Source organism: Mucilaginibacter sp. OAE612 (genome assembly GCF_041806395.1).
Taxonomy (GTDB): domain Bacteria; phylum Bacteroidota; class Bacteroidia; order Sphingobacteriales; family Sphingobacteriaceae; genus Mucilaginibacter; species Mucilaginibacter rubeus.
Window position 1 is genome coordinate 1,059,687 of the sequence record NZ_JBGMUW010000001.1, and the last position, 25,966, is coordinate 1,085,652.

28 protein-coding genes are annotated in these 25,966 nt (G+C 42.4%); 16 read left to right on the forward strand and 12 right to left on the reverse strand.

Annotation, left to right across the window (positions count from 1 at the left end; all coding sequences use genetic code 11):
* Positions 1-71 precede the first annotated feature (71 nt).
* Complete coding sequence (locus ABID99_RS04555) at positions 72-944, forward strand: creatininase family protein (RefSeq protein WP_373613009.1); 873 nt, start codon at positions 72-74, stop codon at positions 942-944.
* 55 nt (positions 945-999) lie between these two features.
* Here ABID99_RS04555 and ABID99_RS04560 read toward each other — a convergent pair whose 3' ends face one another.
* The 5 genes from ABID99_RS04560 to ABID99_RS04580 form a co-directional block, all read right to left on the reverse strand.
* A complete protein-coding gene (locus ABID99_RS04560; RefSeq protein WP_373613010.1) occupies positions 1,000-1,695 on the reverse strand; it encodes an ATP-dependent Clp protease proteolytic subunit in 696 nt (231 codons plus the stop codon).
* Between the two features lie 12 nt (positions 1,696-1,707).
* Entirely contained in the window at positions 1,708-1,980 is a 273-nt protein-coding gene (locus ABID99_RS04565) for a hypothetical protein (protein WP_188833881.1), read from the reverse strand.
* Positions 1,961-2,512 carry an RNA polymerase sigma factor gene (locus ABID99_RS04570; RefSeq protein ID WP_373613011.1) on the reverse strand — a complete coding sequence of 184 codons (552 nt, stop codon included), beginning with the start codon at positions 2,510-2,512 and terminating at the stop codon, positions 1,961-1,963. Before ABID99_RS04570 ends, ABID99_RS04565 begins: the two co-directional genes overlap by 20 nt.
* Positions 2,513-2,727: 215 nt before the next feature.
* Positions 2,728-3,603, reverse strand: a complete 876-nt coding sequence (locus tag ABID99_RS04575) for an AraC family transcriptional regulator (protein WP_090533316.1) — start codon at positions 3,601-3,603, stop codon at positions 2,728-2,730.
* 446 nt (positions 3,604-4,049) lie between these two features.
* A complete protein-coding gene (locus tag ABID99_RS04580) occupies positions 4,050-6,899 on the reverse strand; it encodes a TonB-dependent receptor (protein ID WP_373613012.1) in 2,850 nt (949 codons plus the stop codon).
* Between the two features lie 284 nt (positions 6,900-7,183).
* Here ABID99_RS04580 and ABID99_RS04585 point away from each other — a divergent pair, with 284 nt between their 5' ends.
* The 5 genes from ABID99_RS04585 to ABID99_RS04605 all read left to right on the forward strand — a co-directional run bounded on the left by ABID99_RS04585 (position 7,184) and on the right by ABID99_RS04605 (position 12,719).
* Positions 7,184-8,254 carry a sensor histidine kinase gene (locus ABID99_RS04585; RefSeq protein WP_373613013.1) on the forward strand — a complete coding sequence of 357 codons (1,071 nt, stop codon included), beginning with the start codon at positions 7,184-7,186 and terminating at the stop codon, positions 8,252-8,254.
* On the forward strand, positions 8,251-8,994 hold the full coding sequence (locus tag ABID99_RS04590; protein WP_188833879.1) for a LytTR family DNA-binding domain-containing protein: 744 nt from the start codon (positions 8,251-8,253) through the stop codon (positions 8,992-8,994). The genes ABID99_RS04585 and ABID99_RS04590 overlap by 4 nt, the downstream gene beginning before the upstream one ends.
* A 301-nt stretch (positions 8,995-9,295) precedes the next feature.
* Positions 9,296-10,714: an ATP-binding protein gene (locus ABID99_RS04595; RefSeq protein ID WP_090533309.1), complete on the forward strand. Its 1,419-nt coding sequence runs from the start codon at positions 9,296-9,298 to the stop codon at positions 10,712-10,714.
* A gap of 53 nt (positions 10,715-10,767) precedes the next feature.
* A complete protein-coding gene (locus ABID99_RS04600; RefSeq protein WP_188833878.1) occupies positions 10,768-12,429 on the forward strand; it encodes a response regulator in 1,662 nt (553 codons plus the stop codon).
* Between the two features lie 23 nt (positions 12,430-12,452).
* A complete protein-coding gene (locus ABID99_RS04605) occupies positions 12,453-12,719 on the forward strand; it encodes a UBP-type zinc finger domain-containing protein (protein ID WP_090533305.1) in 267 nt (88 codons plus the stop codon).
* Positions 12,720-12,832: 113 nt separating this feature from the next.
* Here ABID99_RS04605 and ABID99_RS04610 read toward each other — a convergent pair whose 3' ends face one another.
* Together ABID99_RS04610 and ABID99_RS04615 are read right to left on the reverse strand one after the other, a co-directional pair.
* Positions 12,833-13,270 carry a DoxX family protein gene (locus tag ABID99_RS04610; protein ID WP_090533303.1) on the reverse strand — a complete coding sequence of 146 codons (438 nt, stop codon included), beginning with the start codon at positions 13,268-13,270 and terminating at the stop codon, positions 12,833-12,835.
* 181 nt (positions 13,271-13,451) lie between these two features.
* On the reverse strand, positions 13,452-14,435 hold the full coding sequence (locus tag ABID99_RS04615) for a sugar phosphate isomerase/epimerase (protein ID WP_090533301.1): 984 nt from the start codon (positions 14,433-14,435) through the stop codon (positions 13,452-13,454).
* 85 nt (positions 14,436-14,520) lie between these two features.
* Between ABID99_RS04615 and ABID99_RS04620 the strand changes: the two genes are divergently transcribed.
* The 3 genes from ABID99_RS04620 to lysA all read left to right on the forward strand — a co-directional run bounded on the left by ABID99_RS04620 (position 14,521) and on the right by lysA (position 18,499).
* Positions 14,521-15,651, forward strand: a complete 1,131-nt coding sequence (locus tag ABID99_RS04620; RefSeq protein ID WP_090533299.1) for a glycosyltransferase family 2 protein — start codon at positions 14,521-14,523, stop codon at positions 15,649-15,651.
* Between the two features lie 244 nt (positions 15,652-15,895).
* On the forward strand, positions 15,896-17,206 hold the full coding sequence (locus ABID99_RS04625; RefSeq protein WP_091170343.1) for an aspartate kinase: 1,311 nt from the start codon (positions 15,896-15,898) through the stop codon (positions 17,204-17,206).
* A gap of 126 nt (positions 17,207-17,332) precedes the next feature.
* Complete coding sequence (gene lysA, locus ABID99_RS04630; protein ID WP_373613014.1) at positions 17,333-18,499, forward strand: diaminopimelate decarboxylase; 1,167 nt, start codon at positions 17,333-17,335, stop codon at positions 18,497-18,499.
* Positions 18,500-18,546: 47 nt separating this feature from the next.
* Here the strand turns inward: lysA and ABID99_RS04635 are convergent, their stop codons facing one another.
* Entirely contained in the window at positions 18,547-18,690 is a 144-nt protein-coding gene (locus ABID99_RS04635) for a YjbQ family protein (RefSeq protein ID WP_354486364.1), read from the reverse strand.
* A 174-nt stretch (positions 18,691-18,864) separates the two neighbouring features.
* Positions 18,865-19,182 (reverse strand): hypothetical protein, encoded by a 318-nt coding sequence (locus ABID99_RS04640; protein ID WP_090533293.1) that lies wholly within the window; start codon positions 19,180-19,182, stop codon positions 18,865-18,867.
* Between the two features lie 273 nt (positions 19,183-19,455).
* Between ABID99_RS04640 and ABID99_RS04645 the strand changes: the two genes are divergently transcribed.
* Positions 19,456-19,773 carry a hypothetical protein gene (locus ABID99_RS04645; RefSeq protein WP_373613015.1) on the forward strand — a complete coding sequence of 106 codons (318 nt, stop codon included), beginning with the start codon at positions 19,456-19,458 and terminating at the stop codon, positions 19,771-19,773.
* 105 nt (positions 19,774-19,878) lie between these two features.
* Positions 19,879-20,295 carry a VOC family protein gene (locus tag ABID99_RS04650; RefSeq protein ID WP_373613016.1) on the forward strand — a complete coding sequence of 139 codons (417 nt, stop codon included), beginning with the start codon at positions 19,879-19,881 and terminating at the stop codon, positions 20,293-20,295.
* A gap of 2 nt (positions 20,296-20,297) precedes the next feature.
* On the opposite strand, the gene ABID99_RS04655 is transcribed toward ABID99_RS04650, so the two are convergent.
* A complete protein-coding gene (locus tag ABID99_RS04655; RefSeq protein ID WP_373613017.1) occupies positions 20,298-20,693 on the reverse strand; it encodes a hypothetical protein in 396 nt (131 codons plus the stop codon).
* A gap of 142 nt (positions 20,694-20,835) precedes the next feature.
* Between ABID99_RS04655 and ABID99_RS04660 the strand changes: the two genes are divergently transcribed.
* From ABID99_RS04660 to ABID99_RS04670, 3 genes are all read left to right on the forward strand, one after another.
* Positions 20,836-21,774 carry a sugar phosphate isomerase/epimerase family protein gene (locus ABID99_RS04660; protein ID WP_373613018.1) on the forward strand — a complete coding sequence of 313 codons (939 nt, stop codon included), beginning with the start codon at positions 20,836-20,838 and terminating at the stop codon, positions 21,772-21,774.
* A 70-nt stretch (positions 21,775-21,844) separates the two neighbouring features.
* On the forward strand, positions 21,845-22,021 hold the full coding sequence (locus tag ABID99_RS04665; protein ID WP_188833868.1) for a hypothetical protein: 177 nt from the start codon (positions 21,845-21,847) through the stop codon (positions 22,019-22,021).
* 49 nt (positions 22,022-22,070) lie between these two features.
* Entirely contained in the window at positions 22,071-22,322 is a 252-nt protein-coding gene (locus tag ABID99_RS04670; protein ID WP_188833867.1) for a hypothetical protein, read from the forward strand.
* Between the two features lie 78 nt (positions 22,323-22,400).
* Here ABID99_RS04670 and ABID99_RS04675 read toward each other — a convergent pair whose 3' ends face one another.
* Complete coding sequence (locus ABID99_RS04675; protein ID WP_176628620.1) at positions 22,401-23,201, reverse strand: SDR family NAD(P)-dependent oxidoreductase; 801 nt, start codon at positions 23,199-23,201, stop codon at positions 22,401-22,403.
* 328 nt (positions 23,202-23,529) lie between these two features.
* Entirely contained in the window at positions 23,530-25,014 is a 1,485-nt protein-coding gene (locus ABID99_RS04680) for a hypothetical protein (RefSeq protein ID WP_354486366.1), read from the reverse strand.
* 218 nt (positions 25,015-25,232) lie between these two features.
* Here ABID99_RS04680 and ABID99_RS04685 point away from each other — a divergent pair, with 218 nt between their 5' ends.
* Together ABID99_RS04685 and ABID99_RS04690 are read left to right on the forward strand one after the other, a co-directional pair.
* Positions 25,233-25,691: an SRPBCC family protein gene (locus ABID99_RS04685; RefSeq protein WP_218117307.1), complete on the forward strand. Its 459-nt coding sequence runs from the start codon at positions 25,233-25,235 to the stop codon at positions 25,689-25,691.
* A 49-nt stretch (positions 25,692-25,740) separates the two neighbouring features.
* Entirely contained in the window at positions 25,741-25,962 is a 222-nt protein-coding gene (locus ABID99_RS04690; RefSeq protein ID WP_129570495.1) for a hypothetical protein, read from the forward strand.
* Positions 25,963-25,966 lie beyond the last annotated feature (4 nt).

Genomic DNA, 25,966 nt, shown 5'->3' on the forward strand with positions numbered 1-25,966 from the left:
AACAACATTTTAAGTTCGTAAATTTCAGTTCAAATACAGTTTGCTATAACCTGTTATTAAACCTATAATTTATGAAAACTTACTTATTACTGTTTGCAGCGCTACTGCTTTCTGCTTATTCCTTTGCCCAGCAAATACCTGCCCGCTGGGACGAGCTTGTTGCCTCAGATTTTCCTGCTGCGCTCGAAAAATCGTCGAAAACCTGTATCCTGCCCATTGGGATCCTGGAAAAACACGGCCCCCATTCCCCTTTGGGAACCGACCTGATCCACGTACGTGAGTGGGCTGCCCATGCTGTTAAGTTGGAATATGCTGTTGTATTTCCTGATTATTTTTATGGGCAGATCAATGAGGCCCGCCATCAGCCCGGAACGTTTGCGCTGCCAAGCAAAGTGATCTGGGATTTACTGGAAGCTACCTGCGATGAAATTGCGCGAAACGGGTTTGATAAAATAGTAATACTGAACGGCCATGGCGGCAATCCCGAGTTTATCCAGTTCTTTATGCAATCTCTGCTCAACAAACGTCACAGCTATGCAGTATATTTTTATAACCCGCATAGTGCAGATAAGGAATACACAGATCAATACCGCAAAATGCATAAATCAGCTATTGAAGGTGATCAGCATGCCGGCGAAAGTGAAACCGCGTCGATGCTTTACTATCGCCCAGATCTGATGAAGATGGACCGGGCGGCATCACAATCAGGCGACAATCAACACCGTTTAAACCTGGCTAATATTTATACACCTATATGGTGGTATGCCGCTTATCCTAACCACTATGCAGGTGAAGGAGCTAAAGCTACACCTGGATTTGGCAAATTTATAGCAGAGCATGAAATAGCCAGTTTTATACAAACGCTTAAAGCGATTAAGGCCGATACCAGTACCATCAAATTGCAAAATGAATTTTTTGATAAGGTAGATGCGTTGCATAAGTGATCTAAATAGCCAGACTTACGAAGTAATTAAACTTCGTAAGTCTTCAATATGCCAATCAGTCCTCCTTACCTCCCAAAACCTCGTCTATCATCCCAAAAGCTTTAGCTTCTTTAGCTATCATCCAGTAATCTCTGTCGGATACTTCATAAACCCTGTCGTAGCTTTGCCCGCTGTGTTTGGCTGTGATCTCATACAGTTCTCGCTTCATTTTAGAGATCTGCCGGGCAGCAATTTCGATATCCGATTCCTGCCCCTGCGCTCCGCCTGATGGCTGGTGCAGCATCACCCGTGAGTGCGGCAACGCGGCCCGTTTGCCGTTGGCGCCGGCGCAAAGTAATGTCGAAGCCATTGAGGCAGCCATACCAGTACAGATAGTAGCCACATCGGGCGATATAAACTGCATAGTATCATAAATCCCCAGTCCGGCATACACCGAACCGCCCGGTGAATTGATATAGATCTGGATATCCTTTTTGGCATCGGCCGATTGCAGGAAAAGCAATTGCGCCTGGATGATGTTAGCCACCTGCTCATCTATCGCAGTGCCCAGAAAAATGATCCTGTCCATCATCAGTCTCGAAAAAACATCCATTTGCGAGATATTGAGCTGCCGCTCTTCCATAATATAGGGCGTCATGCCCATCCTTATTTGGCTGTTATTTACCTGCGCAATAAACCTGTCAATATGTAAACTTTGGACACGGCGATGCCTTACCGCATATTTGCGGAACTCATTTTGATTGATATTCATAAAATTTAATGTTTAGCGTTTATTGAACAAACGCATGATCTTTTGCCTGAAACCCACATGCTCAGGCAGGCTGAATAGCTTTTGATGTACAGTTTCAATTTCGGCCTTAAGGCTGTTATGGCCATATTGCTGCACAAGGGCCAGAGTTTGTTTATGCCGCATCACCTTATACTTAAGGCCAGGGTTGATGATCAGTTTGGCATCGAACAGCAGTGCCTCATCAGGCGCAGTTTGCCCAAGCACATGATCGTCAATTTCCTTGATCTCATTCAATGAAGTCCTCATAGGCCAGTGATTGTTCTTTAACTGTTTCCCTTACCTTTTCAATGCATTTATACTTCTGCACAGTAGCTGATCGCTCACCCGCGTAGCCAAACAAATCCGCGAGATCCTTCATGGGCAGCTTATGATAATAAAAAGCGCTTAGCAACTCCATGCATTTTTTACCCGCCGTTTCCAGGTATCTCATTAGTTTAACTGCCGATGGCTGATCTTCAGTTTCATCTGTAACATCAAAATCTTTAGTACAACTATCAAGCGGCAGGTTATGGCGGTCACCCTTAAACTTTTTGAGCCAAAGATGTTTGGCAATACCCAGCAGGTAAGCCTTTTCACCGTTATGCGGTGACAGATCACCGTTTAACGTCTTTTCATAATAAATAACAAGGGCATCCTGAAAAATATCTTTCGCGTCATCAAAAGAGCCGCCCATTTTGCTTACATATTTAGCCACTGTTGGGAAAGCGCTTTGGTAAAGCTTCGTAATGAGTTTTTCCCTTCGGGCGGCCGGTTTATCAAAAACTATCTCATGTGTCATGATCAGTGCGTTTAATAGTAAGTGCGCAAAACGAGAGATATATCACCGTGAATTTAGAAAATTATTCCCAGGATAGGATAATAGAATTATTTTCAGCCTTATGGAAAAGGATATTGAAGGGGCTGCTGCCCTGTCATGAACTGCCTTTTTTCTAAAGGTCAGCCCATCCCGAGTTATCTTCAATACAATTAAAACCACTCGGGGATAGCAAAAAATTATGTTTTCTTCGTAAACTCCTTTTGGTACATGAGTGGGCTTTTACCTGTTACCTGTTTAAAATGCTTGTGAAAAGTGGAGAAATTATTGAAGCCGCTGTCGTAACAAAGCTGCTTGATGTTGAGCTTATTTTCAATGAGGAGTTTGCAGGCATAGCCTACCTTTATTTCGATCACAAACTGTGAGTAGGTTTTGCGGGTTTTTGATTTAAAGTACCGGCAAAACGAGTTCGCGCTCACACCGGCTATATCGGCAATTTCTTCCAGGTAAATCTTTTTGCGGAAGTTACGTACCGAGTATTCATAAATATTATTGAGCCTGTCGCTTTCCGATTCATTATGATCGTACTTAAAACCTATAGAAGTTAGATAATTAAGCGGTGAACTGCCCGCTATGGTATTCAATGCTTTGAGCAGCATGATGATCCTTTCGGCACCATCAGTATTAAGCATAGTGGCTAAAATAGAGGCCACCTGCTTTTTTATTTCACCTGTTATTTGCAAGCCACGTTTTGAACGTTCAAGCAATACTTTTATTAGCTTGTTTTCTGGAAGCTGAAGAAACTGATCGCCCCAAAAGTTTTCGCAAAAATGTACCACGATGGTATCAACCGGCACCTGTTCGTTGCCATTATTAAAGTACATGTCGTCAAAGCGCCAGTAATGAGGCAGGTTTGATCCAACCAACACCATATCGCCGTCTTCAAACTGCTTAATACTATCGCCTATAAATTGCGTTCCGCCACCTTTGATGAAATAAATCAGCTCCAATTCGGGATGGCAGTGCCAGCGGTTATTGATATCCGGTGATACATCATGCCTTACGCTAAAGGAATGCGCAGGATCGGCAGAAACTTTAAGTAAAAGCGGCTTCATTCAGTTTTATTTACAAATAATGGGTTAAATGTAATTAAAAACTGTAAAAAAAGCTTATTTTTTATAAAGGGCTAAATTAACAAATATTCGGGCTACGAAGTACCCCCGCAAAAACGGTCCAGGTAAATTAACACATAAAAGTTTAATCTTTGGTTTGTGTAGTTTAATTAAATAATAAAAAAAATGAGAATAATATCTCATACTACGGCGTTGATATTCAGATTGATTGAATAATAAATTGGTTTAAGCCAAAAATCGAAACCTAAATAAGTGCATTAACGTATAATTAATAAAAAAGGGGCGTCCCGTATCTCACCCCGGAACGCCCTGCAGTTATCTGATGATAACATCAACTAAATCTCAGATCATCATGCTTTTTGATCTGAACTCACCATCGTTCTCAGGGATGGGAAGGTTTTTAATATTTTATGAACCTTTGCTGTTCTTTAAAATGGCGGCGGTCCGCCGGGGCCGCCGCCCGGAGGTGGAGCACCCGGTCCGCCACGCTCCATGGTTGGCCTTTTGCCGGCAAATTTCTGTAGCTTAAGCGTAAAGGTTAACAAGTAGTAACGCCCCAAACGATTACTGTTGGTTTGAGTGATATAGCTGCCGTTCTGAGTGGTAGTATACCCGGTATTTTCATTAAACACATCCATCACCGAAAAGCGTAACGTACCGGCATTGCCTTTCAAAAAGCGACGCTCAACATAGGTATTCAATATATTAGGATTGGTAGCGCCCGTATAACCATAGTAGATCATTTTTGAATAATCATAGCTCAGGGTCCAGTCTTTAAAATAGCTTTTGCCATTAAGGCCAAGATTAAGCGTTTGGAAGTTACTGTTAACATTTGCCTGTTTGATAGAATTGCTTGAGGTGTTAACGCTGTAAGTAGTGCTTGCTTCGGCATCAATAACGTCGGTAATGCTTACCCTAAAGCGCGCGCCTTGAGATAATACCAAATTTTTGGCTATATTCTTTTCGGTTGTCATGTTATAGGTAGCAGAGTCAACGTTACTAATATATGAGACGTTGTTATTGTACGAAATGTTACCGATCATGAATAAATTATATTTTCTTTTTTGCCATGGCTTGGCGAACACGTAAAACCCCTGGGCCGAATAATAGCCATCGGCATTTAAATATTGGGTTAAGATACTTCCCGCAAGTTTACTGTTTGGTGCATAATTTCTGGGGTAGGTAATGGTGTTGGCTACTATCTTATTATCTGTTTTAATGAACGACAGGTTACTGAAAAACACGTTCCCGCTTTCAAAATTGAATTTATTGTATTTTAACGACAGCGTGTTGTTGAACTCCGGTTTCAGATCGGGGTTACCTTGTACCGGGTATGATGCGTTACTAAAATCGGTAACCGGCTGCAACTCGGTATAAGTAGGCTGGTTGCTGCTGCCATTATAGTTTAAACTAAGTGACTGACTGCGCGAAAAGTTATAAATGAACCTTGCAGTAGGCGCCCAATTAAACGTATTGTTATTAGTAGTAAATGGTGTGCCATCAACTATCGACGATCCTTTTAATAGCGTAGGTTGCGCTACCAGGCCCAGGGTATAATTGTATTTTTTGTCGATAAAACGATAGTTAAGCCCGAACCGGTTGGTAACAAAGGTAGAATTGTAGTTATTGCTCAGTAAGCCGTACCGGTTTATATTTCCGTCATCAGCCAGGGTATCGGTTGCCCTGTCGGCAGTGGTGTAAGCATAATGATATGCATAGTTAAGTTCCAGGTAACCTTTTTTACTCACAGGCTCCATATATGATACTGTAGTCCCCACGCTATCGGTACGGCTATCGGTATTAATAAACTGGTTTAAAGGCGCATTGCGGGCTCCGTCAATATAGGTGTAAACCGGGTTTTGATATTTGTTAATGGTATAGCTGCCTGTTCCAACATTTACGCTAAAGTTGCGTCCGTGACTGTTAAACCTATGATTAAATAATACATTAACGCCATAGTTGGGCTCCGTTGATTTACTAAGGTTGGCGAGGCTGTAGTTTGATACCGTTTCCGAATTCCGGAGCAGCAAGCTGGTTGCATCAGATGTAGTATTGATACTTGCGTAAGCATACGTTGGGGTAATTTTTACATAATTTACCGTATCTGGCTTGTATTCAATGTTGAAGTTTACCCGGTGGTTAAGCTTTTCGTCCTGCTGGTTATTGGTTTGTGTATTGGTGCTCGGGTTGGTTGATGAAAGATTATTTTGAATGGTACTGCTGATGGTGTTCACCGAATTATCGGCAAAGCTGTAACTGCCATAAGCGGTAATCTTCTTGCCCCAGCTATCGCGATAATTAAATCCGAACGAGCGTGCGGTAGTGATTCCGTTTGACGAACTGTTGTTACCTCCCGGCGGGCCTCCCGGTCCGCCACCTCTTGGGCCACCACCACCAAAACTAAACAGATTGGTGTTGGTGTTATTGAGGTTACCTAAGAAAGCCAGTTGCCTGTTGCCGTTAAAACTAAATACATTGGCCGAAGCTACATACCTGTTACCCTCCTTATCGCTTGATACCCCAGGAATAGCATCGCGACCGCCACCTAAACTGGCCTGACCAAAGTACCCATAGTTTTTATTTTGTTTGATGGTGATGTTCAATACTTTGTCGGGTTCGCCGGTTTTGATACCGGTAAGGTTGGCCTGATCGCCATAATCATCTATGATCTGGATATTTTGTACGATATCGGCAGGCAGGTTTTTTGTAGCTGTTTTAACGTCGCCTCCAAAAAAATCCTTTCCATTAACACGCACCTTGGTTACACTTTTGCCCTGGGCGGTAATATTGCCATCTTTATCAACATCCATACCAGGCAGTTTTTTAATCACATCTTCAACAGGGGCATTATCGCGTACTTTGTAAGCATCGGCGTTAAATTCAATGGTATCTTCCTTAAGCTTTACCGGGTTCACATCCGCAATAACTACGGTTTTTAACATCGTAGTTTCTATTTTCAGGATAACCGGCGGCAAATTAGCCGGCTTATTATCATTAGCCAACACAAACCTGCGCCTGAGTGGTTCATAACCTATCGAGCTAAAAACTAAACTAAACTGGCTTACTGTCACATTGTTAAATGTAAAGGTACCATCGGCACCCGTAATAACGGTAGTGCTGTCGGTACCGGTAAGCATTTTTACAGTGGTACCTGCAACCAGGTAACCGGTAGAGTCTTTTACGACACCTTTAACCGTACGGCCAGGGTCGGCTTTTGCGTTAAACGGTTTGATAAACGCTAAGGCAATAATTACTGCCAAGGAGTATAGGATTTTCATTTTATGCTGATTAACAGCCCCAAAACAATAGCATTATTTTTAGTGAAAAAAAGGGAATAGACGGGCGTTGTTTATGTATAGACGGGATACAGCTTTTTGCCTATAAACACTGACTGTTATCCTACGAAAGGTTGATAGAAGTCTTTAAAGATCAGATCAAAGCGTTCATCGGTGATTTTTGCCTCCCGGGCGATTATAATTGTCTTATAGTCTTATTGATTTGTAATATTGCTGAATTATATCTGTAAATTTATTTGCCGTGCACCGTAGCGTAAATCCCCTAAATGAGCCTTAAATCAAAAAGCAATACCATTACCGTCCTCATTCATATCTTAATATGGGTGGTGTTTGGACTGCTGTTGTTCTTTTACCAGCCGCTTACCTGGAATGTTGAATTTCCGTACCAGTTTTGGATCAAACAGGCGGTTACTTTTTTTATACTGGTTGCTGCCTATTACTTTAACAGCAAATTACTTGTTCCGCGATTTTTGTTGCATGACCGCACCGGCATGTACTTTATAGCCGTTGTAGGTGTAGTAATAGTTTTTTTATTGCTTAACAATTGGGCCGATAAAGCGCTGCATATGCATGAGCACATGGAGGCGGTTTTTCACCGGCAGCACCGCCCGCCAAAACCAAAAGACCGCGGCGGCTGGGATATTTTTGGTACCGTTATAGTGGCGTTGGTTTTAGGGATCAGCACCAGTATTACGGCTATCCAAAAATGGCAGATGGATATCCGCCTGCGCCAGGCCCTGGAGCAGGATAAGATCAGCTCGGAATTATCATTCCTGAAAGCCCAGATTAACCCGCATTTCTTTTTCAATACGCTTAATAACATTTATGCGCTTACCCATGTTAACGCCGAAACATCGCGCAAGGCGCTGCACCAGCTTTCGCGCATGATGCGATATGTGTTATATGATACACAACATGGCACTGCATTATTAAGCCAGGAGATAGCTTTCATTAAAGACTATATCAGCCTTATGGAACTGCGCCTTACCCAAAAAGTAACCGTTAGCTTTACTCCGCCTGCACATACTAATGATGTAACCGTGGCCCCAATGATTTTTTTACCTTTTGTAGAAAACGCCTTTAAACACGGCATCAGCGCTACAGAGCCGAGTGCTATCCACATCAATATCGATCAGCATGATAACCAGCTGGAGTTAAAGGTAGAGAATGGCATCTATAAAGATCATAACCTAAACATTGGCGAAAATAAAGGTATCGGTTTAACCAATACCATTCGCCGGCTTGATTTGCTCTATGCAGGAAAATATAAACTGGATATTACTGAGGATGTAACCGCCAATATCTATACTGTTCACTTAACCCTTAACCTGTCATGATAATTAACTGCATAGCGATTGATGATGAGCCGCTTGCGCTGGGCCTGGTTTGTGCTTTTATCGAGCAAACCCCCTTCCTGAAACTGATTGGCCGTTATAGCAGTGCCGTAGAGGCGCTTGTCGGCTTGCAGGATCAAAAGGTTGATCTTATTTTTTTGGACATCCAAATGCCTAACCTTAATGGCATGGAGCTGGCCCGGGTGCTTGACAGCCGCGGAGCAACTAAACCCCGCATTATTTTTACCACCGCCTACAACCAGTTTGCTATTGAAGGCTACCGGGTTGATGCTCTCGATTACCTGCTCAAACCCTTTAACTATGAAGAATTTTTGCATGCTTCAAACAAAGCCCTGAATTATTTTGAACTGGTGAACCGCTCGAACAGCCCTGCAACCGTAATTGCCGCTGAACCCGAAGAGGAAGAGTACTTGTTTTTAAAGATAGAATACCAGTTAGTAAGGATCGCTCTTAATGACATCTTGTACATTGAAGGTTTGAAAGATTATGTAAAAATCTATCTTCAGGATAAGGAAAAACCATTGCTTTCCCTCACCAGTTTAAAAGCTTTGGAAGAAAAACTGCCATCCAAACGTTTTATGCGTGTACATCGTTCATTCATTGTATCGCTCAATAAAATCAACTCCATTACCCGCAACGCTTTACAGATAGGTAAAGTGAACATTACCGTTGGGGATCAGTATAAAGAAGCCTTCGGGGTATTTTTGAGCAAATGGAATTGAACCCGGATTTATAGGATTTTCCTGATTACTGGATTTTTGAATGCTGCCTGAAGATTAACCGAGCCATTCGATATTCTGCCCCTGCGATCGTGTCTCCACGATCGCCTTCAAAGCCATCAACTTTCCATATTAACAAAGCGTTTCATGAGGACACGAATCCAGGGAATCCAATAATCCCCTAAATCCCGGTTCAGACAAAATCCTGGTACAGACAAACAAAATCCATCCTGCACAGGTTCACCTAATTGCAATTTTTTGCCTCATTTTTACATCATTAAATAATATTCCCTACTTTTAAATTATGCAAAAGGTAAGTGAACTACAGGTAAGCGTATCAGACTTAAAAGCTTTTGAAGCTTTGGCCAATATACCCGACGATCAGCTGCAATGGCTGATTGATAAAAGTGAGATCTTAACATTTGAAGATGGTGAATACCTAATGGAGCCGGGGCAGGATCTTACAGGCCCACATTTTATAATAGAAGGCAACATGCGCTTCTTTATGATGCAGCAGGGTTCGCGTCGCGACTATACCATGGTTGAAAAAGGAAGTATCACGGGTTATATGCCCTATTCCCGCGGTCTCATAGCCAAAGGCTATGCCCAGGCTGTTGGCGAACTGACGGTGTTGAGTTACCCTACAGCCGAAATCATGGAGATGATTCGGAACCATTTTGAGCTTACGCAGGCGCTGGTACATATCATGACTACCCGCGTACGCGATTTTACGGCCATGCAGCAGCAAAATGATAAAATGATGGCTTTAGGTAAGCTATCTGCCGGTTTAGCGCATGAGCTTAATAACCCGGCATCGGCCATTGTGCGCGACTCGCTGTCATTAAGAAAACACCTGCGTATGGTGCCTGCCCACCTAAAAAATATGTTTGCCATAAGGGCGAGTGATGAGCAGGTTGATGGTTTGACAGACGAACTTTTCAGGATCCTGAATAAAAAGGAATGCTATACCCGCCTTACACTAAAACAGCGCACCCAACTTGAAGACGAAATATCAGAATGGCTGGAAGATAACGGTGTTGAGGATGCCTATGATATAGCCGAAAGCTTTGTTGACTTTAGCTTTACTACCGAAAATCTGGAGGCACTAAAATCGCACATTCCAGAACATGCGGTACCAATCATTATGGGCTGGCTTAGTGCCAAGCTTATGGGCGAAAAGATGATTGAAGATATCCAGGAGTCTGCACGACGTATTGCCGAATTGGTAAGTTCCGTTAAAACATTTACCCACATGGACCGCGCGCAGGATAAGCAGTATGCCGATATCCACGTAGGGATCCGTAACACGATTACCATGTTGGGTTACAAGATCAGGAAGGAAAATATTACCGTAATTGAAGAGTTTGATGAAACCCTGCCCGAAGTGAAAGCGCTTATCGGCGAACTTAACCAGGTTTGGACCAACCTGGTTGATAATGCCCTTGATGCCATGGAAATAAATGAGAGAGGCACACTTACCATCCGCACAAAAAAAGATAACGACTTTGTTGAAGTAAGAATCATTGATGATGGGCCCGGTATACCCGAAGATAATATCAGCCAGATCTACGATCCGTTCTTTACCACAAAAGAAATGGGCAAAGGCACTGGTATGGGCCTTGAAGTGGTGCAGCGTATTGTGAAGCAGCACCGCGGTTCAATAAAGGTAAAATCAAGACCCGGGCATACCGAGTTTATAGTTTGCTTCCCGATAAATGGTTAGCAAAAAACTGATTTTACCAAAAATATTAGTTAATTTGCCTGCATATTTACCCTATGAGCCGTCCGATAATATTTTCCATAGATGATGATCCGCAGGTACTGCGGTCAATAAGCCGCGATTTAAAGTCGCAGTATGGCAAAGAATATAAAATACTAAGCACAACATCGGCAAATGAGGCATATGATACCCTTATCGAACTGAAAAACAGTTCGGAGGTGGTCGCCTTATTTTTGTGCGACCAGCGCATGCCCGAAATGGAAGGCGTTAAATTTTTGGAGAAGGCAAAAAAAGTATTCCCCGAGGCTAAACGGGTACTGCTTACCGCCTACTCCGATACTGATGCCGCCATTAAAGCCATTAACGATGTACAGCTTGATTATTACCTGATGAAGCCCTGGAACCCGCCAGAGGAAAAACTTTATCCTGTAATAAATGACTTGCTCGATGACTGGCATAGCCACTACATACCCGAATTTGTGGGTATGAAGCTCGTTGGCTACCAGTTTTCGCCTCAATCGCACGTTATAAAAGATTTTTTAGCCGGTAACCTGATCCCTTACCGTTGGTTTGATATTGAAAAAAATATCGATTCGGCCAGTTTGCTTACCATCAATAACCGCACAACCGATGATTTGCCGATGGTGATATTTGAGGATGGCAGTTGTTTAACAAAACCAACCATCAGGGACATTGCCGATAAAATGGGTAAAAATCCAACCCAGCTCACTGATGTTTATGACGTGGTGATCATTGGTGCCGGCCCTGCAGGGTTGGCTGCTGCCGTATATGGTTCATCAGAAGGCTTAAAAACTTTATTGATTGAGCGTAAAGCACCGGGCGGACAGGCCGGTACCAGCTCCCGTATTGAAAATTATCTGGGTTTCCCGGCAGGTTTAAGCGGCGCCGATCTTACCCGTCGCGCCATAAGTCAGGCTATGCGTTTAGGCGCCGAATTTTTATCACCCCAATCTGTAAGCGATATCAAACAAAAAGATGGCTACAAAACCATTATTTTGGATGACGGGCCCGAGATCATCAGCCGTACAGTAGTAATTACTACCGGTGTTGATTACCGTAAACTGGAAGTTAAAGGCGTTGATAACTTTACCGGAGCCGGCATTTACTATGGCGCGGCTACTACCGAAGCTTCGGCATGTACAGGTAAAGAGGTGTTTGTAATTGGCGGAGGTAACTCGGCCGGACAGGCAGCTATGTACCTTTCCAAATTTGCAAAAAACGTGCATATTATTATCCGCAGGGATGATTTGACGGCAACCATGTCTGCCTACCTGATCAACCAGATTGCCGATACGCCCAATATAAAGGTTATGCCAAATACCGAGGTAATTGAGGCCGAAGGCACTAACTGCCTTGAAAAGCTTACGATACAAAACTGCAAAACCAAGGAAAGCGAAGTTAAAACTGCTAACGCATTATATATATTTATTGGTGCCAAGCCGTATACCGACTGGATAAAGCTGGACATCATTAAAAATAATAAAGACTTTATTGAAACCGGCCGGGAGTTGCGCAGTTACGAGAACTTTAACAAAGTTTGGAAGCTTAAACGTGATCCGTTCCTGTTAGAAACCAGTTGCCCGGGTATATTTGCAGCCGGCGATGTGCGTGCCGGGGCTATGAACCGCGTGGCATCTGCCGTAGGCGAAGGCTCAATGGCTATAAGTTTCGTACATAAATATCTTGCCGAAGTTTAAATTATTAATCACTACATACACCTATGGAAGAAACCTGTGCCCACATCGAAGCTGTTGAAAGCATAACCGAGCCCAAAGGCTACGTTTGTGAGGAATGCATAAAACATCACGGTTCATGGCTGCACCTGCGTACCTGCCAAACCTGCGGCGTTACGCTTTGCTGCGATAGTTCACCCAATACGCATATGACTAAGCATTTCCACGCTACAGGCCATCCCGTAGTTATATCTGCCGAACCAGGTGAGCGCTGGCTATGGTGTTATGTAGATGAAGCCGTTAAAGGATATTAATTGGAAGTCGGAAGTTTTGAGTTCGAAGTTTTAAGTCCCAAATTGGGAGTTTTACAGTTTTGGTGTTAGTTAAAAGAAATTCCTTTCCTGGCTCTTGATTTCTTATCTCTCCATTATCCCTTAAACGACAGTACTTTATCCAATGACCATGGACCGGAGCCTAAAATGGTAAATAGTATAAGCAGAGCCAGAGCTGTAATTGATGGCCATAACATGGTATTGATAGGTTCCTGGAAAATCCCTGTTAAAAATACTGCGCCCACCAATATAGGGATCTGAATAATGCAGCCCAAACGGGTTAATATACCCATGGCTATGAGTATACCACCAACCATGTGGGCAAATGATACATAGTATACCAGGATCATCAGCATATCTGGCGATACGTTAATAACATCCTGATCGGTAATAATACCTCGCAGGTATGATGTATTTTCCATAAAAGTTATGCCTTTCACTAATAAAAATACGCCAAGAACAATACGCACAATATCCAAAACTTTAGGGTGATGAGTGTCGCCCCAGTGTTCAATTTTATGAACCAGATTCATAAAGCCCTCCTTTTAGTTTAATAATTGGTTATGAGCAACCCGGGGCGATCAGGGAGATCAAGCGACGGGCATGCTGTTATTAAATTTAGTAACAAATTTGTTATAAAACAAGTTTTAGGGGAGTAAAAAAAATGACAGGTTGAAGCGCGGATACTTAAACCTGTAATGCGTTGAACGAGACCTACAGGTCATACTCTGCCAGCCATCCACGCAATCTGGTCAAATCCTTTTTTAAAGCGGCCGAAAACTCATCCTTACTAATAGTCAGCTCACGTTTACCATCCTCTGCCCCGCCTAAGGGATATTCGCAGTGCAGGCTCATGGGGCCATTGATATTGTATTGTTTTAGCAGGCTGAAGTATTTTTTATAATCAACCATACCCTCGCCTAATGGCACACTTTTCACCCGCCATTTGTCGCCCTTTTTCTCCCAGTAAAAATCTTTTACATTGATTGTTTTGGAATAAGCCTTCAACAGGTCAAGTGTAACAGGCCAGGTATCGGCACCTTCAGTTGTTGCATGCCTTACATCGTACTGACAACCGATGTTATTAGGATCAAGCCCTTCAAGGCTCAGCCATAAATCCCATTGTGATGCTCCAAACAAGTCGCCGGAGTGGTTTTGATAGCCGCCGTGCATGCCATACCTTTTGTTGAGCTGGGCAAGACCGGCCAGTTGCTTATTGATAGCCCTGATATTGGCCGGTACACTGGTAGCCTTATCATAATTAAACCAGGCGGTACGATAATATTTAATGCCCAATGCCGATGCTGTTTTCAGGATCGGTTCGGCGTATTTTTCATCAGCAGTTTTAATATTGGTTACTATGGTATAAACCTTGAGCCCGGCTTTTTCAATAGCTTCAACCGCTTTAGGCAGGTCATCGGCAACACGTTCGGGCAGCACGTGGCCATCGGGCCTTACAGTAAGGTCAATTCCGTCAAAACCAAGCTGTACCGTTAAAGCGGCCATATCGGCATAATTAAGCCAGTGCATATGTTTGGAAAATATGCTCACTTTTATTTTTTCACCCGCAGAGGGGTTACCTGTGGCAACGTCAGTATTTAAGGGTGATTGCTTAGCCAAAGCACTTAAACCAAAAGGTAAACCGGCAGCAGCTATTGCGGCCGAAGCAATAAATTTTTTGCGGCTGATGTTTTTCATAGGTGTTAAAATTGGTAATGCAATATGCCATTTTTTGTTGTGATTATTTCCTGATTTTGCCCACCTTTATCCAAACCTATTTATCATGATATTATTCTGGTACAGCGTAATACTGTTTGTATCCACTTTAGCGCTTAACTTTTATCTGCTTATCGGCTTTAAACAAATTAAACAGGTAAGCCGACAACCTGTGATGGATAATCCCCCACCCCTTGCCATCATTATAGCTGTGCGAAACGAGGAGGAAGACCTTGAAAAAGCCTTGCAAAGCGTTTGCCATATCAATTATCCTAACCATCGCCTTATTGTAGTGAACGACCGCTCAACCGACCGTACCACCGACATCCTGAAAGATTTTAGCTTACACTATCCAAAGCTTCAGGTAACTACGATAGACACTTTACCCGACGGATGGCTTGGTAAAAACAACGCACTTTACCAGGGTTACCTTAGCAGTACTGAGGAATGGATGCTTTTTGCCGATGCTGATATCGTTTTTCATCCTGATGCTATTAACAAGGCTGTCGGTTATGCCGTTAAGCACGAGGTTGATCATTTAACCATGTTACCTGAGTTGATCTCCCGGTCGTCAATTTTAAACAGTGTATTTGCCACATTAAGCATTATGCTCATGATTGCCATGAAACCATGGGAGGCAAAAAAACCGAAATCAAAAGCATCGTCGGGCATAGGGGCTTTCAATTTGGTCAGACGTACAGCTTATGAAAAAATTGGCACGCATGTACGCATAAAACTGCGCCCGGATGATGATCTTCAACTTGGTCAATTGATAAAAAAAGAAGGTTTACGGCAGGATGTTTTAGCCGGTAAGGGTTACGTTTGCCTGGAATGGTATAAAAATCTTGGTGAGCTTGGGCGCGGTGTGCAGAAAAACTCATTTGCTGTTGCCAACTATAATCTTGTGCAAGCCATTATTAACGTGCTGAATATGTTATTAACAGTAGCTCTGCCCATGCCGTTGATGTTTATTTTCGGCACTGCAGGTATCCGCATCATGGCTGCTATTATGCTGGTATCCCATATTATTTATATGATGATAGTGCCACCAAATAAGTGGTGGTATGCATTCATGATACCCTTTTCGGGGCTATTTCTGGCCTGGCATTTTTTAAAAGCATCAATAATAACAGTTGTACAGGGCGGCATTTACTGGCGCGAGAGTTTTTACTCGCTTGATATGTTGAGGGGAAAGTGATAAAATTGGGTTTATTACGATCCCGACATTTTATACCGAATGACGGAACGGAGATGTCATTTCTCAATCAAAGCCCAACGAATTTCAAAACTCAGAAGCGATATGCCCGTCAAATTTAAATTCCAATCACATTACATTAAAGCGTTTTAAAACACTATTTTTAGCGCCTCAAATATTGGTGCTTGAATATCAGTAAAATGATGTTCAGGAACACCGATCATATACGGTTAACAGCAACATAAAAATGAAAGTTTTAAAATTTGGTGGGACATCAGTAGGTAGCCCCGCCCGGATGAAAGCGCTGCTTGATATCATTAACCCGGCCGAGCGCCAGGTAGTGGTGCTATCGGCAGTGTCAGGCACAACAAACAGCCTCGTAGAAATTGGACAAGCATATCTCGCCGGCGATAAGAAGAAGGCAGTGCAGCTTATTACTATCCTAAAGGATAAGTACGAAATTTTTATTAAGGAATTGTTTGCGAAACCCGAATTTTTAGCCCAGGGCAAAGAGGTTATCGACTACCATTTTTCGTTGCTCAGCAACCTGGCGAATGATCTTTTCACCCATATTGAAGATAAGATCATCGTTGCACAGGGCGAACTGCTTTCAACTACCCTCTATCATGTTTATTTAAAGGAGATAGGTATCCCATCGGTATTGCTGCCTGCCCTGGATTTTATGAAGATAGATGAGGATAATGAGCCCATTGTTGATCATATTACCGAAAACCTGCTCCCGCTGCTTGATAAGCACCCCGAAGTAAACTTGTTTATTACCCAGGGATATATTTGCCGCAATGCTTATGGCGAGATAGATAACCTGCGCCGCGGCGGCAGCGATTATACCGCTTCATTGATTGGTGCCGGCATCCGCAGCGAGGAAGTCCAGATCTGGACAGATATCGACGGCATGCACAATAACGACCCGCGGATTGTAAAAGGCACACAGCCTATTGCTCAGCTATCGTTTGATGAAGCTGCTGAGCTTGCCTATTTTGGTGCCAAAATTCTGCACCCGCAAAGCGTGTTCCCTGCTCAAAAATATAAGATTCCGGTTCGTTTATTAAACACAATGGATCCTAAAGCGCTGGGTACCCTAATCACCAATACCAGCGAAAAGGACAAGATCAAATCTATAGCTGCTAAGGATGCCATTACGGCTATCAAGATCCAATCGAGCAGAATGCTTTTGGCACATGGCTTTTTACGCAAGGTATTCGAGGTATTTGAACGTTATAAAACATCTATCGATATGATCACCACATCAGAAGTTGGTGTTTCTGTTACCATCGATGATACCACTTACCTGGGCGACATCACCAAAGAATTAAACGCTTACGGTTCGGTGGAAATTGATGTAAACCAAACCATTATTTGTGTGGTAGGTGATTTCGGGGCCGAAAAACATGGGTATGCCGCACGTGTGCTTGAAGCTGTTAAACATATCCCTTTAAGAATGATATCATACGGTGGCAGTGATCACAACCTGTCGTTACTGGTTAAAACAGAGGATAAGGTTGAGGCTTTAAGAAGTTTACATAACAGGTTGTTTTAATTCCGGATATCGGATTTTCGATTTCGGAATTGCCTTATTTGAAATTTTTAATTTAAAACGTCATCGCGAGGAACGAAGCAATCCCTGATATGCAATAGTTCAGCATGATTTGATGAAATATTACCCATGTTCACAAGTAAAACTATAGATAAATTCAACGGCTTAGATACCCCGTTTTATTACTACGATCTCGAGGTGCTTAAAAACACCCTAAGCGCCTGCCGCGATGCATCTGCAAAGCATGGTTTCCATGTGCATTATGCCATGAAGGCCAACTTTAACCCAAAAGTCATTGACACCATACAAACCTATGGCTTTGGCGCCGATTGCGTGAGCGGTAATGAAGTTCGGGCAGCTATTGATCATGGCTTTGATAAAAGCAAAGTTGTATTTGCAGGTGTAGGCAAATCAGACCGTGAAATAAACCTGGCCCTTGATGCGGATATCTTCTGCTTCAATGTCGAATCCATTCAGGAGCTTTTCATTATTGATGGCCTTGCTAAAGCAAAAAACAAAAAAGCTGGCGTGGCTATCCGCATTAACCCGAATGTTGATGCACATACTCACCATTTCATCACCACCGGACTTGATGAAAACAAGTTCGGCATCAATACCTGGCAATTACCTGATGTTGCCGCTGCTTTGCGCAAATGTGATAACCTGCAATTTTTAGGTATCCACTTCCATATTGGTTCACAAATTACCGACCTTGAAGTTTACAAAAACCTGTGTACCCGCATTAATGAAATGCAGGAATGGTTTGAAGATCGTGGCTTCCCGATAAAAGTGCTTAATACCGGCGGTGGCCTCGGGGTTGATTATTACAGCCCGGATAACAACATAGCCGATTTTGAAGCCTACTTCCAGGTGTTTAAAAACTTCCTGAACGTTAAGCCGGGGCAAGAAGTTCATTTTGAGCTTGGCCGTGCACTGGTAGCCCAAAGTGCGTCGCTTATATCGCGTGTATTGTATGTTAAAAACGGGCAGAAAAAGAACTTCCTGATCCTTGACGCCGGCATGACCGAGCTGATTCGTCCGATGCTTTATCAGGCTTATCACCAGATAGAGAATTTGAGCAGGAAAGGCCATGGACCATGGACCATAGACCATGGTCTGAAATATGACGTTGTTGGGCCGATATGTGAAAGCACGGATTGTTTTCAGAAGGATGTGAGCCTGCCTGAGTCATTCCGCGGCGACCTGATAGCTGTACGTACCGCGGGTGCTTATGGTGAGGTGATGGCATCAGGCTATAACCTGCGCGACAGGGTTGGCAGCGTTTATTCTGAATAAGATATCTGAACCTGTGGCCAAGTCTTAGCTGTACATAGGTACCAGCTTCAACAACGGCCATATAATTTTAATCTGCATAAAATAACGGTTGGGTCGGCATTTTCATTAATGGTTAATGATGCCGAAGTATGCTGAATAAATACCTGGCAAATACCGGTTTTTAGCTCTTGTATTTGAGGCAATGCATTCATTACTTCGCTGTCATAAGATGTGAGCCTCTTTTGCGCTCCCTAAGCTGAAGCATTTGCTGAAATATTTTCATAAACAGTTTGCTTCATAACAGTGTTGCAAACATATCTATAAAGATTGTTCCGTTTTGTTTTGAATGGTGCGCCAATTAAAAATTGTTTACAGGTTTACATTGCCTATGCAGCGATGGCGGGATTCAGATCATCGCTTTCAACTGCGAACAGGCGATTAATGAACGCCTTTATCTTTTCGATGAAACTTTTCCTGACCGGTTTTTCAACCATTTGAATTTGATCATCGTCCGGAGGATTTGGGGTATCGGCATCCTGCATTTCTTCCAAAACAATTTCACGGATCTCAGGGTCACGGTTTACGATCTCATCCAGTTCGGTGAGCTCGTTAAAGGTGGCTATACCGTTTTTTTGCCGTTTAATAAGTATTTCAAAACGGTCCTGGTTAAAAGTACGCCTTTCCAGTTGTTTGCCGTGTCTCATGATATATACAGTAATCTTTGTTATGAACTCAAATTAAGTGCCATGTATTTATGATATTGATATTCAATTAATTGCTATTGTTTTTAATGCAATAATGTGCATCGTTATGATACATTTATTGTTCGTTTTCGTGCAGGGGTATCTATTATTTAAATAGGTTTTGATGAGCAGTATTGGTACTTTTAACGTAAATATCTGTTAGTTATGAATTGGTGGCCATATGAAAAATTTTCCATTATAAGTCCGCTTAACCCCGAAGAGGTAAGATTAAGATTGACAGAACAAGTAAGCCCTGCTTTCACAGGAAGTTTCTTTGAACAATTAACCAACAGGTATCCCACTCCTTTTAAAGGGTATGTAAATATTGGTAAGTTTAAAATTGAACCCGTAGTTGTTGGTAGGAATTCGTTTATACCTTTGATAAAGGGGCGCGTGGAGTTTGCGGAAACGGGAAGTTGTCTTTATATAACCATGGCTATGCACCAGGAAATAGAATATATTATCATTGGAATGGCTGCTTTTTTAATGGTCGCGGGTTTTGGCGGTTGGATACATTCTTCAATGTCTGATAGGTCTGACCCTTATCAATAACTCCATTTGGTATGTTGGTATTCATTTATCTTATTATGATATATGGCTTCAACTCGGAAAGTAATAGCTGTAAATCTTTTTTATTAGAATTATTAGAAGGAGATTATGAGCGATAGCACTACCACAAAACAAATACAGGGCATAGCCCCCTTGCTTCAGGTTTTTGATATGCCCGTGGCCTTAGGATTTTACCGCGATGTGCTGGGTTTTGAAATAGTGCAGGCATCGGGCGAAGGAGATGATGTTGATTGGGTTTTATTGAAACTTAATGGTATAGAACTAATGCTCAACACCGTGTACGAAAAGCCAGGCCGCCCTTTCGAGCCCGATGAACAGCGTGTTTCTGCCCATGCCGATACTTCACTTTATTTCGGCCACCCCGACATTGATATGCTATATAGCTATTTATTAAGTAAGGGCATGCACCTTAAACAACCTCAAATTACAGGTTATGGCTGGAAAGCCATTTCTCTGCTTGATCCGGATGGATATCAGCTGTGCTTCCACTGGCCTGTACCATAATATTATAACCGCTCATAGTGAGATTCGGAGCCATCTGCTGCAAGGGGAACTGTCCCGTAAAAAGTCAGTATTTTGCCTTCTACCCTAAAAAATGTGATACTGTTGCTCGTGGTATCATTGTCATACATGATTTGCTCATTTGCATTATCATATTTCCGGGTACGGTAAGTGCCACTGTTTATCAGGGTGTCTTTTTTAAATCGTTTGTACGTATTAGCGGTAAAAACAATAATGTTGCCGTTGCCCGGCCTTATCGAATTAAGATCTTTGGGAGGCTCGCAGTAACAACTGGTGCCGCGGTACTCCCACCTGCCAATCAACTGATCATTATTAGGGGTATTGCCTTTTTTACAGCCTGATAAAACGGCGAGCACGCCAAATAAAAACAGCTTTTTCATAGCATAAGGTTTATAATACTTTACGTTAATACCAGGCAAAACGCTACAAATTAACTTTGTTAGTAACACTTTCAATACACAATTTGCAGGCATCAATTAATTGATAACTTTGGTGTAAACCAATGTATTTCCTATAAAATTTATGAAGCAGCATAACTTATCAAGGCGCAGGTTTATTGGCAGCAGCGCACTTGCCGCAGCGGGGCTTTTAGCATTTTCAAAATCATCATTCGCCGGCGTGGTTTCAGGCAGGGTTGATAAACCCAACTCGCTTATCAATGGCGTACAAATAGGCGTGATCACCTACTCATTCAGGAGCATGCCGGGCACAATCGAAGATTTATTGAGGTACTGTATCGACTGTAATATTAACGCCATTGAACTTATGGGCGATGCCGCCGAAATATACGCCGGTGCCCCTAAACAGGAAGCTGGCGAAGACTGGGCTGCATTTGGAAAAAAGATAGCCGAATGGCGTGTCTCGGCTCCAATGGATAAATTTAAGGAGATCAGGAAGATGTACCATGATGCCGGTGTCAATATTTATGCCTGGAAACCCAATGCCCTCGGTACTAAAAACAGCGATGCCGAAATTGATTATGCCTTTAATGCAGGGAAAGCTTTGGGTGTAAATCACGTAACTGTTGAGTTGCCTGATGAGGTTCAAACCAAACGCCTTGGTGATATAGCCGCCAAACATAAAATGATGGTTGGCTACCATGCCCACACCCAGGCCACGCCAACCCTTTGGGACGCGGCCCTGGCCCAGTCAAAGTATAACGGAATTAATTTGGATATCGGCCATTATGTAGCGGGTACCAGCAGCAGCCCGGTTCCCTTTATTGAAAAATATCATGACCGTATAATCAGCATGCACATCAAAGATCGTAAGTTTCATGACGGTCCCAACCAACCCTGGGGACAGGGCGATACTCCGATAAAAGAAGTACTGCAACTGCTTAAAAATAACCACTATAAATTCCCGGCCACCATTGAGCTGGAGTATAAAATCCCTGAAGGGTCAGACGCGGTAAAGGAGGTGAAAATTTGTCGCCAATTTGCTGCCGATGCGCTGGCATAAACTATTGTATGGTTTGTCCGTGATATGAATGCTTCTTGTTTTGTAAATTTATATTTATTTGAATATAGCTATGGATAACTCCTGTAAACTAAAGTTGGAATGGATTCCTGCCGCCTATAGCGGAATAGCAAAACATGGCTTTAACGATACATCGGCTGATAAGCTTAAACAAACACAACCTATAAACGGGATTTATCAAAGCGGCAAAGGCTTTGCAAAGCACAAGGTTTACCGGCGAAAATCATAGGAGATCGCTTTGTTGATGTTCGGCATATAAGCCTATCTTTATCAAATGAATGGAATCTAAAATATTTTCATACAGAGCAGATGGCATTATACTTGCCCCGGTTGACGATCAGTTAAGTATCAGCCCGGTATTTGATCGCAAAGAATTGCTGAGCAAATTGAAGGACCTTTTTAACGATGATGACTATAAAGTTGATGAACGTGCCCTCGATTATAAAATTAAGGATGGTCAGCTTTACATTGAAGGCGTAGTAACGAAACAGGTCCCGGCAAAATCGATAGGATTTATGGGCGGAAAGTAGTTAACTGTAATGCCCCGACCTGATTTTTATGCTTGTCTTTTTTGGGATCAATTAATGGCGTTTCTTTCCTAAACCCGTTTAATCAAGCCTGTTTACTCTGTAATTTAATGCTGCAGTTGTACCTCCGGTTACATCAATGGTAACGCCTGTAATCTGGCCAGCCAGATCCGATGCCAGAAAAACCGCGGTATTAGCAATATCGGCCATTAATGGTAGTTTTTTGAGCATGGTATCAGCTTCCATTTTTTTGAGGATAGGGTCCATAACATCGGGCATGGCGTCAATTGCGTTTTTGAACACGCGCGAATCGGGCGAGCCTCCCGATCGGATATTAACCACGCGGATGCCGTAAGCACCCAATTCGGATGCCAGTGTGCGCGAAAAACTTTCAACACTGCTGCAAGCGGGGCCAAAGCCACCTGTGTGAGGATAGCCTATACCTCCCGGCGTAGCTGTAAGCGATAAAATTACTCCTGATTTTTGTTTCATCATTACTTTGCCTGCTGCAATAGCGGTCATGAAACGGGTTTGCATAGTAAGGGTAATGGGCTTTACAAAGTCTTCGGCTGATATTTCGGTAAGCGGTACATTCTGCACAACGTCAACTCCAACGGCGTTAAACGAGATATCAATCGTCCCTGCGCTGCTTACCACTTGCTGTAAATGCCGATCAATTGCTTTTTCGTCAAATGCATCTACAATTGCTATTTCAGCCAATCCCCCTGCAGCAATAATTTCATCGAATATCTTTCTAATTGACCCGGGGTTAGGTCCGGTTAGAAATACGCGCGCGCCGGCGCCGGCCAGTGCCTTTGCAACAGCACCGCCTAATGAACCGCCAGCACCGTAAATTACCGCGTTTTTATTTTGGAGCATCATGATTGTAGTTTTATTTAAAGATAGTTTTAAAAACACCGGCTACATAACAAAACTAATTGTAAATGATGTTTGAGGGAAGGGGAAAGATGACAATTACGGGGGTGGGACAAGAAAAGGAATATGCCAAATTAAACATAGATGAACTTACCAGGTAAATTTAAGACCCAATAGAGACTATTGAGTTATATCCTTTGATTAGGTTAGATTGTGTTTGATTGCTTGCCATATTAACGTTTGCTAAAAGGGAATCTGATGGCAATCAGCAAACAAACGTAAACGGCTTATTTATAAGCTTCAGGCCATTTTGATAATATACAGTTGCTTAATGTTAAGCTCCCGTCTTTTTCCTGATCCTTAACAAACCATTAGCAGTGGTGGCATAAATAATACCTTTTGAATCTTGTACAATCTGGTAAATAGTAAAACCAGGGAGCGGCGAATTGTTGTTGTGGTAATTTTCCCAACCACTATTCAAGTCAAACCTGGCAATGCCCGATTCGTCTGTACCCAGCCACAAAACATGCTCAAACTTATCATACAACATGGTATTAACATGGTTAGCAGGCATGCCCGAGTTTTTATCATTATAATGCAGCCAGTTGCCATTAAACTTTAGTACGGCTATACCTTCTTTGTCACTATCATTTTCACCTGTTTGTTTATTACAATCAACCAGTGAGAAGTAAACATTTCCTTTTTCATCCTCCACCGCGCCCGAAATACTGGCGTTTTTCAGAGGAGTGTTGTTAAGGCTGTTAAATGAGGTGATAACGCTTTTATCAATCATGATGGTGCCTTTTGACGTACCTATCCAAAGCCGTTTTTGACTATCTACATAAGCAAAAAGCACATTGCTTGAGGGCATTTCAGGCATCGATTTTTTGTTTATTACTACTACTTTATCTTTCCTTTTTACAACAAGACCGTTTTGGGTGGTGAAAAGTAATTCGCCATTGCGGCTGTTCAGCACCTGGTTAACCCCACCTGCCAAAAATTGCTTAAAATCAAACAGCTGCCAGCCGCCACTGCCGTACATAAATATTTTATTATCGTAATAAACCCATTTATTATTATCCCTGTCGATGGTGACTTCCTTTATGTTTGCATCTGACGGGAATGGCGAATTATATTCATTAACCGGGATAAACGTTGTTCCCTCAAAGCGGGTCATTCCTTTTTCGGTAGCATACCATAACAGATCCGATTGATCCATAGCAGCTGATTTGGCGATGTTATCAACCAGGGGCGAGTTATATTTTGTCCATACCGTAAAGTCGTAGTTTTTTAATGATGGATTGGTGTAGGTGAAAGTTTTATTGTAAATGGTTGGGTCGCCGGGTGGTTTCATTTCGGCAAGATCCAACCTCTGTACCTGGCCATAAACGCCGCCGCTTATAAAGCGAAAGATCACATTTACAGATGAGGCCACCGGCTTGCCATCTACCTTGGCCGGCTTCCAGATACAACCGTTCAGGTAGGTGATCAACTCGTTGGTGAGGGCGCTTTTGCTCGCATCATTATGGCTAAGCACGCAGCTAAAACCCCGCTCATCCACCAAAACCTGGAACGTTATGGAACCCGTAGCTTCTTTTAGCAGATAACGGTTATTGATCCTCGCAGAAACAAAATCAATGGCAAGCTGGTCGCAACTGGCCTTGGGATCGCCGCAGTCCATGCAATAATTGGTGATATTGCACATCTCAACCTTTTGCAAAAAAAGATTTTGTGCAAACAGGGCCGATGGTAAAATAAAGATAAACAGGCAGATAAATAAAACTCTGCGGATTTTAGTTGGGGATAACAATGCCAGCATTACGCTTATAAATAAAAGAAAGCAAACCCGAAACTCCAAGCGAATGATAGTTAAATAATGTTAAACAAAGATACAAATCCTAAATGAGGATAATATGAAGCAGTTTGCATTTGACTTGCCTGCTATAAAACATTTAAAATATGATAAATGTTATTTTAAAACTAATTATCCTGGAGCACGGATTTATTACATTTTAGGTCCTTTAATATTTAATTAATATGAAAGTTGAAAAATCAAAGAGCGCCGAAGCGCAAATGCTGATTCGCAAGCCTGTTGCTGAAGTGTTTAACGCTTTTATTGATCCGTATGTTACCACGCAATTTTGGTTTACCCAATCAACAGGTAAACTGGAAACCGGAAAACAAGTTATCTGGTCATGGGAAATGTATGGTGTATCATCGGTAGTGGTTCCGATAGTTATTAAAGAAAACGAATTGATCACCGTTGAATGGGGATCGCCTGCTACAACTGTTGATTTTAATTTTAAACCTATGGGCGGGGATGCTACCTATGTAGAGATTCAGAATTATGGGTTCAATCAAACGGGAGATGAATTAATTGCTGCTATCAAAGATTCTACAGGAGGTTTCACAACGGTATTAGATGGATTGAAAGCCTGGCTGGAGTACGGGATCCATTTAAATTTGATGGAAGATAAATTCCCGCAAGGAAAGTAACAGCAGGAGTTTTTAGCACAGATACACTAAAATCTTTTACTTTTGCACTATGAGCTACGAAGAATTGAGTGAATACTTTACTAATGTTACATTACCCCAGGAATTAAGGTTAGATCGCGCTACAACTCAGCTCCATGTTGCCGATTTTGTTAAGCAATTATTGAAGAACATGAAAAACTATCCTGATAATTGGCGTCACCAATACCAGTTAATGAGGATCAAAAATGCCCTCGAAAATCCATATAACGGCCCGGAAATTCCGAGGTTTTAGACGT

Excerpts from the sequence above, each read along its gene's own strand:
- ABID99_RS04555 (WP_373613009.1), top strand. The coding sequence starts at position 72 with ATGAAAACTTACTTATTACTGTTTGCAGCGCTACTGCTTTCTGCTTAT.
- ABID99_RS04560 (WP_373613010.1), bottom strand. The coding sequence starts at position 1,695 with ATGAATATCAATCAAAATGAGTTCCGCAAATATGCGGTAAGGCATCGC.
- ABID99_RS04565 (WP_188833881.1), bottom strand. The coding sequence starts at position 1,980 with ATGAGGACTTCATTGAATGAGATCAAGGAAATTGACGATCATGTGCTT.
- ABID99_RS04570 (WP_373613011.1), bottom strand. The coding sequence starts at position 2,512 with ATGACACATGAGATAGTTTTTGATAAACCGGCCGCCCGAAGGGAAAAA.
- ABID99_RS04575 (WP_090533316.1), bottom strand. The coding sequence starts at position 3,603 with ATGAAGCCGCTTTTACTTAAAGTTTCTGCCGATCCTGCGCATTCCTTT.
- ABID99_RS04580 (WP_373613012.1), bottom strand. The coding sequence starts at position 6,899 with ATGAAAATCCTATACTCCTTGGCAGTAATTATTGCCTTAGCGTTTATC.
- ABID99_RS04585 (WP_373613013.1), top strand. The coding sequence starts at position 7,184 with ATGAGCCTTAAATCAAAAAGCAATACCATTACCGTCCTCATTCATATC.
- ABID99_RS04590 (WP_188833879.1), top strand. The coding sequence starts at position 8,251 with ATGATAATTAACTGCATAGCGATTGATGATGAGCCGCTTGCGCTGGGC.
- ABID99_RS04595 (WP_090533309.1), top strand. The coding sequence starts at position 9,296 with ATGCAAAAGGTAAGTGAACTACAGGTAAGCGTATCAGACTTAAAAGCT.
- ABID99_RS04600 (WP_188833878.1), top strand. The coding sequence starts at position 10,768 with ATGAGCCGTCCGATAATATTTTCCATAGATGATGATCCGCAGGTACTG.
- ABID99_RS04605 (WP_090533305.1), top strand. The coding sequence starts at position 12,453 with ATGGAAGAAACCTGTGCCCACATCGAAGCTGTTGAAAGCATAACCGAG.
- ABID99_RS04610 (WP_090533303.1), bottom strand. The coding sequence starts at position 13,270 with ATGAATCTGGTTCATAAAATTGAACACTGGGGCGACACTCATCACCCT.
- ABID99_RS04615 (WP_090533301.1), bottom strand. The coding sequence starts at position 14,435 with ATGAAAAACATCAGCCGCAAAAAATTTATTGCTTCGGCCGCAATAGCT.
- ABID99_RS04620 (WP_090533299.1), top strand. The coding sequence starts at position 14,521 with ATGATATTATTCTGGTACAGCGTAATACTGTTTGTATCCACTTTAGCG.
- ABID99_RS04625 (WP_091170343.1), top strand. The coding sequence starts at position 15,896 with ATGAAAGTTTTAAAATTTGGTGGGACATCAGTAGGTAGCCCCGCCCGG.
- lysA (WP_373613014.1), top strand. The coding sequence starts at position 17,333 with ATGTTCACAAGTAAAACTATAGATAAATTCAACGGCTTAGATACCCCG.
- ABID99_RS04635 (WP_354486364.1), bottom strand. The coding sequence starts at position 18,690 with ATGAATGCATTGCCTCAAATACAAGAGCTAAAAACCGGTATTTGCCAG.
- ABID99_RS04640 (WP_090533293.1), bottom strand. The coding sequence starts at position 19,182 with ATGAGACACGGCAAACAACTGGAAAGGCGTACTTTTAACCAGGACCGT.
- ABID99_RS04650 (WP_373613016.1), top strand. The coding sequence starts at position 19,879 with ATGAGCGATAGCACTACCACAAAACAAATACAGGGCATAGCCCCCTTG.
- ABID99_RS04655 (WP_373613017.1), bottom strand. The coding sequence starts at position 20,693 with ATGAAAAAGCTGTTTTTATTTGGCGTGCTCGCCGTTTTATCAGGCTGT.
- ABID99_RS04660 (WP_373613018.1), top strand. The coding sequence starts at position 20,836 with ATGAAGCAGCATAACTTATCAAGGCGCAGGTTTATTGGCAGCAGCGCA.
- ABID99_RS04665 (WP_188833868.1), top strand. The coding sequence starts at position 21,845 with ATGGATAACTCCTGTAAACTAAAGTTGGAATGGATTCCTGCCGCCTAT.
- ABID99_RS04670 (WP_188833867.1), top strand. The coding sequence starts at position 22,071 with ATGGAATCTAAAATATTTTCATACAGAGCAGATGGCATTATACTTGCC.
- ABID99_RS04675 (WP_176628620.1), bottom strand. The coding sequence starts at position 23,201 with ATGATGCTCCAAAATAAAAACGCGGTAATTTACGGTGCTGGCGGTTCA.
- ABID99_RS04680 (WP_354486366.1), bottom strand. The coding sequence starts at position 25,014 with ATGCTGGCATTGTTATCCCCAACTAAAATCCGCAGAGTTTTATTTATC.
- ABID99_RS04685 (WP_218117307.1), top strand. The coding sequence starts at position 25,233 with ATGAAAGTTGAAAAATCAAAGAGCGCCGAAGCGCAAATGCTGATTCGC.
- ABID99_RS04690 (WP_129570495.1), top strand. The coding sequence starts at position 25,741 with ATGAGCTACGAAGAATTGAGTGAATACTTTACTAATGTTACATTACCC.